Origin of the sequence: Klebsiella sp. CB_Kp196 (genome assembly GCF_040061575.1) — a bacterium.
In the GTDB taxonomy this organism is placed as follows: Bacteria; Pseudomonadota; Gammaproteobacteria; order Enterobacterales; family Enterobacteriaceae; genus Klebsiella; species Klebsiella michiganensis.
The window spans coordinates 61,912-75,328 of record NZ_JBEAFH010000034.1; the positions used below are offsets into that span (position 1 = coordinate 61,912).

General features: G+C 57.4%; 13 protein-coding genes. 8 read left to right on the forward strand and 5 right to left on the reverse strand.

The genetic code is table 11. The features are described 5' to 3' along the window. Positions 1–2: 2 nt before the first annotated feature. Genes ABLU87_RS08255 through yejF form a run of 4 tightly spaced genes read left to right on the forward strand, consistent with a single transcriptional unit; the run spans position 3 to position 5,528 of the window. Positions 3–1,808, forward strand: coding sequence for an extracellular solute-binding protein (locus ABLU87_RS08255; RefSeq protein WP_128334738.1), 1,806 nt, complete (start codon positions 3–5; stop codon positions 1,806–1,808). 9 nt (positions 1,809–1,817) lie between these two features. Further along, positions 1,818–2,912: a microcin C ABC transporter permease YejB gene (locus tag ABLU87_RS08260; RefSeq protein ID WP_004122930.1), complete on the forward strand. Its 1,095-nt coding sequence runs from the start codon at positions 1,818–1,820 to the stop codon at positions 2,910–2,912. Then, positions 2,912–3,937, forward strand: coding sequence for an ABC transporter permease (locus ABLU87_RS08265; RefSeq protein ID WP_004852714.1), 1,026 nt, complete (start codon positions 2,912–2,914; stop codon positions 3,935–3,937). The genes ABLU87_RS08260 and ABLU87_RS08265 overlap by 1 nt, the downstream gene beginning before the upstream one ends. Before the next feature lies 1 nt (position 3,938). Beyond that, positions 3,939–5,528 carry a microcin C ABC transporter ATP-binding protein YejF gene (yejF, locus tag ABLU87_RS08270; protein WP_128334731.1) on the forward strand — a complete coding sequence of 530 codons (1,590 nt, stop codon included), beginning with the start codon at positions 3,939–3,941 and terminating at the stop codon, positions 5,526–5,528. Between the two features lie 3 nt (positions 5,529–5,531). On the opposite strand, the gene ABLU87_RS08275 is transcribed toward yejF, so the two are convergent. The 3 genes from ABLU87_RS08275 to rsuA form a co-directional block, all read right to left on the reverse strand. Then, positions 5,532–5,876: a YejG family protein gene (locus tag ABLU87_RS08275; RefSeq protein ID WP_004122937.1), complete on the reverse strand. Its 345-nt coding sequence runs from the start codon at positions 5,874–5,876 to the stop codon at positions 5,532–5,534. 330 nt (positions 5,877–6,206) lie between these two features. After that, positions 6,207–7,403: a Bcr/CflA family multidrug efflux MFS transporter gene (locus tag ABLU87_RS08280; RefSeq protein ID WP_014230177.1), complete on the reverse strand. Its 1,197-nt coding sequence runs from the start codon at positions 7,401–7,403 to the stop codon at positions 6,207–6,209. Next, entirely contained in the window at positions 7,400–8,119 is a 720-nt protein-coding gene (gene rsuA, locus ABLU87_RS08285; RefSeq protein ID WP_064391617.1) for a 16S rRNA pseudouridine(516) synthase RsuA, read from the reverse strand. The genes ABLU87_RS08280 and rsuA overlap by 4 nt, the downstream gene beginning before the upstream one ends. 148 nt (positions 8,120–8,267) lie before the next feature. Between rsuA and ABLU87_RS08290 the strand changes: the two genes are divergently transcribed. Further along, positions 8,268–10,025, forward strand: coding sequence for a DEAD/DEAH box helicase (locus tag ABLU87_RS08290; RefSeq protein WP_128334730.1), 1,758 nt, complete (start codon positions 8,268–8,270; stop codon positions 10,023–10,025). Between the two features lie 137 nt (positions 10,026–10,162). Then, positions 10,163–10,447 (forward strand): 50S ribosomal protein L25, encoded by a 285-nt coding sequence (rplY, locus tag ABLU87_RS08295; RefSeq protein ID WP_004103955.1) that lies wholly within the window; start codon positions 10,163–10,165, stop codon positions 10,445–10,447. 61 nt (positions 10,448–10,508) lie between these two features. On the opposite strand, the gene ABLU87_RS08300 is transcribed toward rplY, so the two are convergent. Then, a complete protein-coding gene (locus ABLU87_RS08300; RefSeq protein ID WP_009654037.1) occupies positions 10,509–11,102 on the reverse strand; it encodes an NUDIX domain-containing protein in 594 nt (197 codons plus the stop codon). Positions 11,103–11,182: 80 nt separating this feature from the next. On the opposite strand from ABLU87_RS08300, the gene ABLU87_RS08305 reads away from it, so the two are divergent. Then, positions 11,183–11,941 (forward strand): DeoR/GlpR family DNA-binding transcription regulator, encoded by a 759-nt coding sequence (locus tag ABLU87_RS08305; protein WP_064404463.1) that lies wholly within the window; start codon positions 11,183–11,185, stop codon positions 11,939–11,941. A 48-nt stretch (positions 11,942–11,989) separates the two neighbouring features. On the opposite strand, the gene yejK is transcribed toward ABLU87_RS08305, so the two are convergent. Further along, positions 11,990–12,997 (reverse strand): nucleoid-associated protein YejK, encoded by a 1,008-nt coding sequence (gene yejK, locus ABLU87_RS08310; RefSeq protein WP_004122954.1) that lies wholly within the window; start codon positions 12,995–12,997, stop codon positions 11,990–11,992. 178 nt (positions 12,998–13,175) lie between these two features. Here yejK and ABLU87_RS08315 point away from each other — a divergent pair, with 178 nt between their 5' ends. Continuing rightward, complete coding sequence (locus ABLU87_RS08315; RefSeq protein WP_004133900.1) at positions 13,176–13,403, forward strand: YejL family protein; 228 nt, start codon at positions 13,176–13,178, stop codon at positions 13,401–13,403. Positions 13,404–13,417: the final 14 nt, after the last annotated feature.

Genomic DNA, 13,417 nt, shown 5'->3' on the forward strand with positions numbered 1-13,417 from the left:
TTATTTTTGCACGCATCAGCCTGATCCTGCTGACCTTATTTAGCCTGCAGAGCCAGGCGCAAACGATTAAAGAGAGCGACAGGTTCGCTATTATCGGCGAACCGAAATACGCCGCGGGCTTTGACCATTACGATTATGCCAACCCCGCCGCGCCTAAAGGCGGGGCGATTACCCTCGCGGCCATCGGTACTTTTGATAATTTCAACCGCTACGCCATGCGCGGCAACCCCGGTATTCGTACCGAAAGCTTATACGACACGCTGTTCACCACCTCTGATGATGAGCCCGGCAGCTACTATCCGCTGATCGCCGAGCATACGCGCTATGCCGATGATTTTTCATGGATGGAGATCGCGCTCAATCCCCGCGCCCGCTATCACGATGGCAGCCCCGTCACCGCCAGCGATGTCGCGTTTACCTTCCGGAAGTTTATGACCGAAGGGGTGCCGCAGTTTCGCCTCTATTATAAAGGCACCACCGTAAAAGCCATCGCTCCGCTCACCGTACGCATTGATTTAGCCAAACCGGGCAAAGAGAACATGCTTAGCCTGATGACGCTACCGGTGATGCCGGAAAAATTCTGGAAAAACCATAAACTCAGCGACCCGCTATCCGCCCCACCGCTGGCCAGCGGCCCGTATCGCATCACCGCCTGGCGCATGGGCCAGTACATTACCTACTCGCGGGTTAAGGACTACTGGGCCGCCGACTTACCGGTCAACCGCGGGCGCTGGAATTTCGATACGCTGCGCTACGATTATTACCTGGACGACAACGTCGCTTTCGAAGCCTTTAAGGCCGGCGCCGTCGACCGTCGCGAAGAGAACGTTGCCAAGAACTGGGCTACCCGCTACGTCGGGCGCAATTTTACCCACGGCTATATCGTTAAAGATGAATACACCAACACCTCGGCGCAGAATACGCAGTGGCTGGCCTTTAACATTCAGCGCCCGGTATTTTCCGACCGCCGGGTACGCGAAGCCATTACCCTCGCCTTTGATTTTGAATGGATGAATAAGGCGCTGTTTTATCACTCCTACAGCCGCGCCAATAGCTTCTTTCAGAATACCGAATACGCGGCGCGCGATTATCCGGATGCCGACGAGCTGGCGCTGTTAACGCCGCTGAAAAAAGAGATCCCGGCCGAAGTTTTCACGCAGATATACCGCCCCCCGGTTTCCAGCGGCGATGGTTTCGAACGCGCAAACTTGCTTAAGGCGGATGCCATCCTTAACCAGGCGGGATGGATAGTGAAAAACCAGCGGCGGGTTAATGCGAAGAGCGGCAAACCGTTACGCTTTGAGCTGCTGCTTCCTTCCGGCAGCAGCGATCGCTGGGTCCTGCCCTTCCAGCACAACCTCCAGCGGCTCGGCATCGTCATGGATATTCGCCAGGTCGACAACTCCCAGTACAGTAACCGCAAGCGCAGCCGGGATTACGACATGATGCCCAACGTCTGGCGCGCCACGCCCTGGCCCGGCACCGACCTGCAAGTCTCCTGGGACTCCGAATATATTAACTCCAGCTATAACGCCTCAGGGGTACAAAGCCCGGCCGTCGACCGGCTCATCGCGCAGATTATTCGCTGGCAGGGTAATAAAGAAAAGCTGCTGCCGCTGGGCCGGGCTCTCGACCGCGTGCTGACCTGGAACTATTACATGCTGCCGATGTGGTATATGGCGCAGGACCGAACCGCATACTGGGACAAATTCTCCTTCCCGCAGACCCGCGCGGTCTACTCCTCCGGTTTCGAAAACTGGTGGTACGACGCAAGCAAAGCGGCCAGACTCCCCGCGGATAGACGCTAAGGAATTAAGATGGGTGCATATCTGCTCCGCCGACTACTGCTCATCATCCCCACCCTGTGGGCGATTATCACCATTAACTTTTTTATTGTGCAGATCGCGCCCGGCGGTCCGGTCGATCAGGCGATCGCGGCGATTGAGTTCGGCGACCGCGGCGGCTTGCCCGGCGCCGGAGATGGCGGCATGGCCGCCAGCCATGCGCGTACCGGGGTCAGCAACATCAGCGATGGGCACTATCGCGGCGGGCGCGGGCTGGACCCGGAGGTGATTGCTGAGATAACCCACCGCTACGGCTTTGATAAGCCGCTGCACGAGCGTTATTTTAAAATGCTCGGTGATTATCTGCGCTTTGATTTTGGCGATAGCCTGTTTCGCAGCTCATCGGTACTGCAGCTGATTAAAGACAGCCTGCCGGTCTCAATCACCCTGGGCCTGTGGAGTACGCTCATCATCTACCTGGTGTCGATTCCGTTGGGGATCCGTAAAGCGGTCAGCAACGGCAGCCATTTTGACGTCTGGAGCAGTACGCTGATTATTATCGGCTATGCCATCCCGGCGTTCCTGTTTGCCATTTTGCTGATCGTTATCTTTGCCGGCGGCAGCTATTTCGATCTCTTTCCGCTGCGCGGGCTGGTGTCAGCCAACTTCGACAGCCTGCCCTGGTACCAAAAAATCCTCGACTATCTCTGGCATATCACCCTACCGGTGCTGGCAACGGTGATCGGCGGTTTTGCCGCCCTCACGATGCTGACCAAAAACAGCTTTCTTGATGAAATCCGCAAGCAGTACGTGGTTACCGCACGCGCCAAGGGCGTCAGCGAAAAGCAGATCCTTTGGGGCCACGTGTTTCGCAACGCGATGCTGCTGGTGATTGCCGGTTTCCCGGCCACCTTTATCAGTATGTTTTTTACCGGTTCGCTGCTGATTGAGGTGATGTTCTCGCTAAACGGACTGGGGCTGCTGGGCTATGAGGCCACCGTATCTCGCGATTACCCGGTCATGTTCGGCACGCTGTATATTTTTACCCTGATTGGCCTGCTGCTGAATATCATCAGCGATATCAGCTATACGCTGGTCGATCCGCGAATCGATTTTGAGGGCCGCTAATGTCATTTTTTAGTCCCGTCAATCAGGCCCGCTGGGCGCGTTTTCGCCACAACCGCCGCGGCTACTGGTCGCTATGGCTCTTTTTAGCGCTTTTCGCCTGTAGCCTGTGCGCAGAGCTTATTGCTAACGATAAGCCGCTGCTGGTCCAGTACCGCGGCAGCTTCTACGTTCCGCTCCTGAAAAACTACAGTGAGACCACCTTCGGCGGCAGCTTTGCCACCGCCGCCGACTATCAGGACCCGTGGCTGCAAAAACGGCTGGCGGATAACGGCTGGGCCCTGTGGGCGCCGGTTCGTTTCGGCGCGACGACCATTAATTTCGCCACCGACGCGCCCTTCCCTTCGCCGCCGTCAGGACAGAACTGGCTGGGCACCGATGCCAACGGCGGGGACGTGCTGGCGCGTATTCTGTACGGCACGCGCATTTCCATTCTCTTTGGACTGCTGCTGACCTTCTTCTCCAGCGTACTGGGGGTGATGGCCGGCGCCGTTCAGGGGTATTACGGCGGGAAGATTGACCTCTGGGGGCAGCGGTTTATCGAAGTCTGGTCGGGAATGCCGACGCTGTTCTTGATTATCCTGCTCTCAAGCGTTGTACAGGCCAACTTCTGGTGGCTGCTGGCCATTACCGTGCTGTTCGGCTGGATGACGCTGGTCGGCGTGGTCCGGGCTGAGTTCCTGCGCACCCGTAACTATGATTATATCCGCGCCGCGCAGGCGCTCGGCGTCAGCGATCGCGCCATTATTCTGCGCCATATGCTGCCTAACGCCATGGTCGCCACCCTGACCTTCCTGCCGTTCATTCTGTGCAGTTCGATAACCACCCTGACCTCGCTCGATTTCCTCGGTTTTGGCCTGCCGCTGGGCTCCCCTTCGCTGGGCGAACTACTGTTGCAGGGTAAAAACAACCTGCAGGCGCCCTGGCTGGGCATCGCCGCCTTTCTGTCGGTGGCGGTCCTGCTGACGTTATTGATTTTTATTGGTGAAGCGGTTCGCGACGCTTTTGACCCAAGCAAGGCGGTGTAGCATGACGCAACCTTTGTTAGATATCGATAACCTCTCCATCGCCTTTCGCCAGCAGGGTGAGACTACCCCCGTCGTCAGCGAACTGTCGCTGCAGATTGCCGTCGGCGAGACCCTGGCGCTGGTCGGCGAGTCCGGCTCCGGGAAGAGCGTGAGCGCGCTATCGGTGCTGCGGCTACTCCCGTCGCCGCCGGTCAGCTATCCTGCCGGCGACATCCGTTTTCACGGCCAGTCGCTGCTGCACGCGGATGAACGCACCCTGCGCGGCGTGCGCGGTAACCGCATTGCGATGATCTTTCAGGAGCCGATGGTTTCGCTTAATCCACTGCATACTCTGGAAAAACAGCTGTACGAAGTGCTCTCTTTGCATCGCGGGATGCGCAAAGAAGCGGCGCGCGGGGAAATCCTCGACTGCCTCGATCGCGTCGGCATCCGCAACGCGCCCCGGCGGCTGGCCGACTATCCCCATCAGCTTTCCGGCGGCGAGCTCCAGCGGGTGATGATCGCCATGGCGCTGTTAACCCGCCCGGAGCTGCTTATCGCCGACGAACCCACCACCGCGCTGGACGTGTCGGTGCAGGCGCAAATCCTCACGCTGCTGCGGGAGCTGAAGCAAGAGTTGAATATGGGGCTGCTGTTTATCACCCATAATCTGAGCATCGTTCGTCAGCTCGCCGACCGCGTCGCGGTGATGCAGAACGGCCGCTGCGTGGAACAAAACGGCTGCCGGGCGCTGTTTTCCGCCCCCGAACACCCTTATACCCGCCGCCTGCTGGATAGCGAGCCGTCGGGCGATCCCGTCCCGCTCGCACCCGATGCCCCGGTGTTGCTGCGGGCGGAAAATTTGACTATCGCCTTCCCGATACGTAAAGGTCTGCTACGGCGAGTTGTCGATCATAACCGGGTCGTTAACGCCCTCAGCTTTCATTTGCGCGCGGGAGAAACGCTGGGGCTGGTCGGCGAGTCCGGATCGGGCAAAAGCACCACCGGGCTGGCGCTTCTGCGTCTGATTCATTCCGATGGCGCGATCGCCTTTGACGGTGAGGCGCTTCAGGGACGCAATCGCCGGCAGATGCTGCCGCTGCGTCGTCGCATGCAGGTGGTCTTTCAGGATCCTAACTCATCGCTAAACCCGCGGCTCAACGTGCTGCAAATTATCGAAGAGGGATTGCGCGTCCATCAACCGTCGCTCACGCCGGCCGAACGGGAGCAGGCGGTGATTCAGGTGATGCAGGAGGTCGGCCTCGATCCATACTCACGGCATCGCTACCCTGCCGCCTTCTCCGGCGGCCAGCGTCAGCGCATCGCGATCGCCAGGGCGCTGGTCGTCAAACCGCAGCTTATCGTGCTGGATGAGCCCACCTCATCGCTGGATAAAACCGTACAGGCGCAAATCCTCGCGCTGCTGAAGGCGTTACAGCAAAAGCATCAGCTGGCCTATATTTTTATCAGCCATGATTTACGCGTCGTGCGGGCGTTGTGTCATCAGGTGATGGTGCTGCGGCAGGGAGAAGTCGTCGAGCAAGGTGAGTGCGAGCGCGTATTTACCGCTCCGCAGCAGGAGTATACCCGTCAGCTGCTGGCGTTAAGCTGACGGTCAGAAGGGATTGTTGCCGGAGAAAGGTTCCGCAATCGCCACGCCGAAATTTTTCAGGCGGCAGGTTGCAGCGAATTCGTCCTGACGGTTAACAAACAGGCACGGTTCCCCTTCGCATTCAACGACAGAGCTGTCGACCTCGATGTCGCTAAGCGCCTGGCTGAGCTTATGCATGACCGGCCACGCGCTTTCGCCATCGGGGCTGAGTAATTTCAACGCCACGAGGCTGTTTTCGCTCTGGGCGCCGTTTTGCGGAATCGGTTCAACTCTTGAACCTGCAAAACCGGCCAGCCAGCGATAGCTCTGCGGCAGACGGTGTACGATAGAGAGTTGCAGTGTATTCACGTGTTTACCCCGGAAGCAAAATACTTCACAATAATTTTACATCAATACTAACACATTATTGACAACCAGTCCTCTTCCTGCACAGAAAACGCTTACACCAGTGGCATAGCCGTGTTATTGGTTTGTAATGTAAAAGTTTATAATTGTGCAGATGGAACATCTTCGGGCTATATGTACCCGTTTCTGTGATCTAAAACAACTTTTTTATCGCAATCATGCGACTTTTTGAACGATTTGATTTTACATAAAATAAACAAATCGCTGAACAGAGAAGCCAGATTTGGTTGACATGCATCAAAAAAAGGGGCGATATCGCCCCCTGAAAGTCGCTTAGCGCGCGGCTTTGCGCCGTCGGCTGGCGTAGAGGTAAAAGAGGATGGAGCTGCTGGCGCAGAAGGCGATAGAAATCAGCATTGGCCAGGCGGTGGTAAACGTCGCCATCGACAGCAGCGCACCGACAATGGCGCCAATCCCGAAACGGAACGTCCCTGCCAGCGAGGAAGCGGTCCCGGCCATATGCGGAAACTCATCGAGAATCACCGCCATCGCGTTAGAGGAGACCATCGAAACGCAGCCGATGAACGCCGCCACGCCAAACACCAGCGCCCAGAACCCCACGCCAAACAGCGCGCACACGACCATCCACGCCGCCATCGCAAACTGGATCCATAGCCCGGCGCGGAACATGTTCAGCGCCCCAACCCGCCGCACAAAGCGGCTGTTGATCATGGTCATGACAAACAGGAAGACGACGTTCAGCGCAAAATAGTAGCCAAAGTGCTGCGGTGAAACGTGGTTGATATTGATATAGACAAACGGGCCGGCGCTCAGAAACGAGAACATCCCGGCGAAGCTGAAACCGCTTGCCAGCATATAGCTCAGCACCCGCTTGTGGCGAAACAGCGTCGCGAAGTTGCCGAGCGTAGTGCGAATATGAAATTTCTGCCGGCGTTCCGGCGGCAGGGTCTCGCTAATAAAGAAGGCGATCATCGCCGAGGCTAATAGCGCCGCCACCGCGAGGATCCAGAAGATCGCATGCCAGCTAAACCACACCAGCACCGCTCCGCCGACCATCGGCGCCACCAGCGGCGCGACGGTGGTCACCAGCATGACGAACGACATCATCCGCGAGAACTCTTCCTTGGGATAGATATCGCGCATCAGGGCGTTAATCACCACGCTCGCCGCCGCGGCCGCCAGGCCGTGGAAAAAGCGCATGGTGATCAGCATATCGATAGTCTGCGACAGCGCGCAGGCCACCGCCGCCGCGGCAAAAACCAACGTACCGCCCAGTATCACCGGTTTACGCCCCATGCTGTCCGCCATTGGGCCATATAAAAGCTGGCCCAGGGCAAAGCCCAGAATATAGGTACTGAGCGTCATCTGCGCGCTGCCGTCCGGCACATTAAACTGCGCCGCAATCACCGGCAGCGCCGGAAGATACATATCAATCGACAGCGGCATTAACATGGCCAGCAGGCCAAGAATAAACACAATCCCTAATGAAGAATTCTGCTTTGCCGTCACGTTTTACTCCGCGCATGTTGGCCGCCAACGCTGGCAATTTCTTCTGCCGTCAGCGGACGATATTCACCCGGCGCCAGCGACGCATCAAGCGCGATATCGCCAATACGTTCGCGATGCAGGCCAATCACATGATTCCCCACCGCGGCAAACATCCGCTTCACCTGATGGTAGCGCCCTTCGCTAATGGTCAGGCGGACTTCGGTCGGCGTCACCACTTCCAGCACCGCCGGTTTGGTCAGGTCTTTCTCATTATGCAGCTGAACGCCTTTGGCAAACTGCTCGGCGGTGGACTCATCCAGCGGATTTTCCAGCGTCACCAGATAGGTTTTTTCGCAATGGTGGCGTGGGGAAGTAATGCGGTGCGACCACTGGCCATCGTCGGTCATCAATACCAGTCCGGTGGTGTCGATATCCAGACGCCCCGCGGCATGCAGCTTGTGCGCCACCGGCTCGTCGAGGAAATAAAGGACCGTCGGATGATCCGGATCCTCGGTGGAACAAACGTAACCCTGCGGCTTGTTGAGCATAAAGTAGCGCGGGCCGGTCTGCTGAACCAGCGTATTGCCGTCATACTCGACGTCATGCTCCGGCAGAAGCTTGAAGGAGGAGTCTTTTACAATGTCGCCGTCCACGGTAACGCGGCTGCCGCGGATTTCACGCCCGGCAATAGCCCGGCTAACGCCAAGTTGCTGAGCGATAAACTTATCAAGTCGCATGAGATTTTTTTAGCCTGTACAAGTGCTGGAGCGGGCAACGCGCCCGAAAAAGAAGAATTTCATGGGGTAGTATAACGGGCTATTAACACCACTCAAGGGAAAAGATTCGTGGCATACTATTCGCGAGTTAATTAACCGCCATAAATTCATGACATTTACATTACGTCCCTACCAAAAAGAGGCGGTCGACGCGACGCTCGCCTGGTTTCGCCGCCATCATGAACCTGCTGCGATTGTGCTGCCGACAGGCGCAGGTAAAAGCCTGGTTATCGCCGAACTTGCGCGCCTGGCGCGCGGTCGCGTGCTGGTGCTGGCGCACGTTAAAGAGCTGGTGGCGCAGAACCACGCCAAGTATTGCGCGCTCGGCCTGGAAGCGGATATTTTCGCCGCGGGCCTCAAGCGTAAAGAGAGCCACGGTAAAGTGGTCTTTGGCAGCGTGCAGTCGGTCGCCCGCAACCTCGACCAGTTTCAGGGCGAGTTTTCGCTGCTGATCGTCGACGAGTGCCACCGCATCAGCGACGATGATGACAGCCAGTATCAGCAGATTATCAGCCACCTTCAGCAGGTCAATCCGCACCTGCGCCTGCTGGGGCTGACCGCGACGCCTTTTCGCCTCGGTAAGGGGTGGATTTACCAGTTCCACTACCACGGCATGGTGCGCGGTGATGAAAACGCGCTATTTCGCGACTGCATCTACGAGCTGCCGCTGCGCTATATGATTAAGAACGGCTACCTGACGCCGCCGGAGCGGCTGGATATGCCGGTGGTTCAATATGACTTCAGCCGCCTGCAGTCGCAAAGTAACGGCCTGTTCAGCGAGGCTGATTTAAACCACGAACTGAAAAAACAGCAGCGCGTCACGCCGCATATCGTCAGCCAAATCGTTGAATTCGCCCAAACGCGCAAAGGGGTGATGATTTTCGCCGCCACCGTTGAACACGCCCGCGAAGTGACCGGGTTGCTTCCGCAGGGCGAAGCGGCCTTAATCACCGGTGAAACGCCGGGGCCGGAGCGCGATCGCATCATCGACGCGTTTAAAGCTCAGCAATACCGCTATCTGGTTAACGTCGCGGTACTGACGACCGGCTTTGATGCGCCGCATGTCGATCTGATCGCCATCCTGCGCCCGACCGAGTCGGTGAGCCTTTACCAACAGATCGTCGGCCGCGGCCTGCGCCTGGCGCCGGGTAAAACGGACTGCCTGATCCTCGATTACGCCGGTAATCCGCACGACCTTTACGCGCCTGAAGTGGGAACGCCGAAGGGGAAAAGCGACAACGTGCCGGTCCAGGTTTTTTGCCCGGCATGCGGTTTCGCCAATACGTTCTGGGGGAAAACCACCGCCGACGGCACGCTGATTGAACACTTTGGCCGCCGCTGCCAGGGCTGGTTTGAGGATGACGAAGGCCATCGCGAGCAGTGTGATTTTCGTTTTCGCTTTAAAAACTGCCCGCAGTGTAACGCGGAAAACGATATCGCCACCCGCCGCTGCCGCGAGTGCGATACCATCCTGGTCGACCCCGACGACATGCTGAAAGCCGCGCTGAAGCTTAAAGATGCGCTGGTGCTGCGCTGTAGCGGAATGGATCTGCAGCACGGCGCGGATGATAAAGGCGCCTGGCTAAAAATCACCTATTACGACGAAGATGGCGCGGATGTTAGTGAGCGCTTCCGCCTGCATACGCCCGCCCAGCGCACCGCCTTTGAGCAGCTCTTTATCCGCCCGCATACCCGAACGCCGGGCGTACCGCTGCGCTGGATAACGCCCGCCGATATCCTCGCCCAGCAGGCGCTTCTGCGCCATCCGGACTTTGTCGTGGCGCGCATGAAGGGGCAATACTGGCAGGTGCGGGAGAAAGTATTTGATTATCAGGGCCGATTCCGCCGGGCCAACGAACTACGCTAATCGCCCTCACGTCTGAGGTTTTGGTTGCTGCAAACACCTATGGCGGCTATAATGCCGCCCGCTTTTGCATTCGCAAAGCAGATAATCTGCCTGCTGCTGGGTCGCCTGTAGCAGGATTTATATATAGAGAGACATCAATGTTTACTATCAACGCAGAAGTACGTAAAGAGCAGGGTAAGGGTGCGAGCCGCCGCCTGCGTGCAGCTAACAAATTCCCGGCCATCATCTATGGCGGCGAAGCTGCGCCAGTAGCAATCGAACTGGATCACGACAAAGTGTGGAACATGCAGACCAACGCTGAGTTCTACAACGAAGTTCTGACCATCGTTGTTGATGGCAAAGAAGAGAAAGTTAAAGCTCAGGCTGTTCAGCGTCACCCGTTCAAGCCGAAGCTGTCCCACATCGACTTCGTTCGCGCTTAATCGCTCGCTGAAAGTTGTATGGCAAGCGCCCCGCTCCGCAAGGTTCGGGGCGTTTTGTTTATCAGCCGAGTAGCGTTGACCTGTTCAGCGCCAGATGCTGCAACAGCATAATCGTTTTCGCATCGACGATTTCCCCTTCGCGAATAGCCTGCAGAGCTTTTTCCAGCGGCCACTCCAGCACCTCGATATCTTCCCCTTCCGTCGCCAGGCCGCCACCGTCGCCGCGCCGATCGTCGGCAGAGTATTCGGCAATGAAAAAGTAAAGCTTCTCCGTCACCGAACCGGGGCTCATGTAAGCGGTGAATACCGGCTCTATGCGCGTGACGCGAAAACCGGTCTCCTCTTCGGCTTCGGCAACGATGCGCGCCTCCGGAGAAGCGTTATCCAGCAGTCCGGCGGCAGCTTCGATCAAAAATCCATCATGGCCGTTAATCCACACCGGAAAGCGAAACTGGCGAACCAGCACTACCGTTTGCTTTTCACGATTGTAGAGCAGGATCACCGCGCCGTTGCCGCGGTCGTAAGCTTCCCGGCTCTGCTCCTGCCAGCGCCCGTCACGGCGCAGTAGTTCAAAGGTATATTTCTTGAGCGTGTACCAGTTGTCCGATAATAGCGTTTCGCGGATATGGCGAACGCGCGGTGCGTCAGCGTGCATGTTTTTCCCCTTTTAGGTGACAGCGAGCAACATAACATGCATAATCGTGCACAAACAAGATCACTCATGAAGGTATTTTGATGCTCGCCAGCCAGAGAAAACAGCAGATTTTGCAGATCCTCGCCGAGGAAAAACAGGTGATGTCCGGAGATCTCAGCCAGCGCTTTAGCGTATCAGAGGACTCCATTCGCCGGGATCTGCGGGAGCTGGCCGCGGAAGGCAAGCTGCAGCGCGTCCACGGCGGCGCGCTGCCGGTTTCCGAAGCCATCGCGCCTATTGAAACAAGAAAGAACGTGCAAATCGCCTCAAAGCAGAGCATTGCCCAGCGCGCGGTTGAGCTCATTCAGCCCGGTCAGGTGGTGATTGTTGACGGCGGCACCACCACCGGGGAGATGATGCGCCTGCTACCGGATAACCTCGCGTGTACCGTGGTCACCCATAGCCCGGGGATTGCCGTCGCGCTGGTGCAAAAACCGCTCATCGAGGTGATTTTGATCGGCGGCCGGTTGTTTAAACATTCCGTCGTCAGCGTCGGGTCTGCGGCCCTCGAGAGTATTTCCCGTATCAACGCCGATCTGTTTTTTATGGGCGTCACCGGCGTTCACCCCCGGGCGGGATTCACCACCGGTGACTATGAAGAAGCGGGCATTAAACGCGCGCTGGCGGCGCGGGCTGCCGAAACGGTGGTGATGGCGTCACAAGAAAAGCTTAACTCCGCGTCGGCCTTTGCCATCGGCGAGCTGGGGGCAGCCAGTACGCTGATCGTGGATACGACCCTGGACGAGGCGCTGCGACAGCAGCTAACCCTGGCGGGGGTAGAAATCCTCTACGCCCTGTAATACGGGTTCAGGCAAAAAAATCCCGACTCGACGTCGGGATTTTGCGCATTAATTTCCGCCAGAAGTACGGCGCTGTAGCTGATCGCGCAGGTTCGGCGGCGTGCCTTTAATGGTTAAGGTATCCGTAGCCGGATCCCAGAACACCCGCTCGCCCAGCAGCATAGCGTCAAAATTAATGGTTAACCCGCCGCCGCTGCCGGCAAACTTGGTTAACTGACGCAGCGTGCTGCGATCCGCCGGGAAGCTCTCTTCCAGCTCGTAGCCTTGTTCAGCGGTAAATTCCTGAAAGGTCTTCTCGCTGACGCCCGCCAGCTCTTTCGACAGCGACTCCAGCTCGATTTCCTCACCGGCCTGCAACTGCTCGTTGCAGTAGCTGTATACCTGCTGGCGCACGTTTTGACGTTCAGATTTATCCAGCTGCGCATCGGCGGCGAAATCATCCAGCGCCTGCAGCAGGCCGCGGTTCTGCGCTTTGGCGTTCAGCCCTTCGCTGGCGCCGAGGAAATCCATAAAGAAATCCGCCACCTTGCGCCCTACCCGCCCCTTCAGGAAGGTCAGATAGCGCGTTGACTCCGGGTTGGTTTCCCACTCGGTTAAATCAATACGCGCGACGATATCCGCGTGATTGATGTCCAGATAATGGGTGGAGCTGATATCCAGCTCTTCGTTGACGCGCATGCTGCTTAGGTTGTTCAGCACCGCCACCATCAGATATTCCACCGCCAGATAACGATACTGGCAAAACAGCACAATACCGCCTTCTGCAAAGGGATATTTTGCCAGTTCGTCGCGCAGGCGCCCGGTAGCGGCGCGGCTAAACGGCAGGAACGCTTCTTCGCCCTTACGCTGCCCGCGCAGCGCCTGCGCCAGCTCGCTCTCTTCATTAAACAGGCCGTAGGCTTTATTTTTTGCGCTGTAGACACGATGCAGTTCGGCCATCATCTCGACAACCGTCGCCGTCGGCTCCAGCAACGATTCGCGCAGCACCAGCTCCAGATTTTGTTCATCACGTTTGATTAACTGATGCAGGGCAATCTGGTCGATATCCAGACTCATGTTAAACTCTCCTTTTAGACCGGGCGGTATTCAACCACCGCGGGGGCAACGACGCAACCGCCGCGTGACTCTTTGCGAGCGAAGCCGCGCGCTTTTGCGTCGTGGCGAAAAAATGCGGAAAAAAAGCTGCTGCTACGGTAATATGTTGCCCTTTCACGAACAAACAGATTTTGAGTTTATGCCGCAATTATCCCGCTATAGCGATGAACACGTCGAACAGCTGCTCAGCGAGCTGACGAGCGTTCTGGAAACACATAAAGCGCCCGTTGACCTTTCACTGATGGTTCTGGGCAATATGGTGACTAACCTGATCAACAGTAGCGTCGCGCCGGCGCAGCGTCAGGCCATCGCCCGTTCTTTTGCCCAGGCGCTGCAGTCATCTATCAACGACGATCCAGCGCACTAAGGATAACGAACAAC

What these genes read in the sequence shown, in the direction of transcription:
- ABLU87_RS08260 (WP_004122930.1), top strand. Translation starts at nt 1,818, where the DNA reads ATGGGTGCATATCTGCTCCGCCGACTACTGCTCATCATCCCCACCCTG.
- ABLU87_RS08265 (WP_004852714.1), top strand. Translation starts at nt 2,912, where the DNA reads ATGTCATTTTTTAGTCCCGTCAATCAGGCCCGCTGGGCGCGTTTTCGC.
- yejF (WP_128334731.1), top strand. Translation starts at nt 3,939, where the DNA reads ATGACGCAACCTTTGTTAGATATCGATAACCTCTCCATCGCCTTTCGC.
- rsuA (WP_064391617.1), bottom strand. Translation starts at nt 8,119, where the DNA reads ATGCGACTTGATAAGTTTATCGCTCAGCAACTTGGCGTTAGCCGGGCT.
- ABLU87_RS08290 (WP_128334730.1), top strand. Translation starts at nt 8,268, where the DNA reads ATGACATTTACATTACGTCCCTACCAAAAAGAGGCGGTCGACGCGACG.
- rplY (WP_004103955.1), top strand. Translation starts at nt 10,163, where the DNA reads ATGTTTACTATCAACGCAGAAGTACGTAAAGAGCAGGGTAAGGGTGCG.
- ABLU87_RS08300 (WP_009654037.1), bottom strand. Translation starts at nt 11,102, where the DNA reads ATGCACGCTGACGCACCGCGCGTTCGCCATATCCGCGAAACGCTATTA.
- ABLU87_RS08305 (WP_064404463.1), top strand. Translation starts at nt 11,183, where the DNA reads ATGCTCGCCAGCCAGAGAAAACAGCAGATTTTGCAGATCCTCGCCGAG.
- yejK (WP_004122954.1), bottom strand. Translation starts at nt 12,997, where the DNA reads ATGAGTCTGGATATCGACCAGATTGCCCTGCATCAGTTAATCAAACGT.
- ABLU87_RS08315 (WP_004133900.1), top strand. Translation starts at nt 13,176, where the DNA reads ATGCCGCAATTATCCCGCTATAGCGATGAACACGTCGAACAGCTGCTC.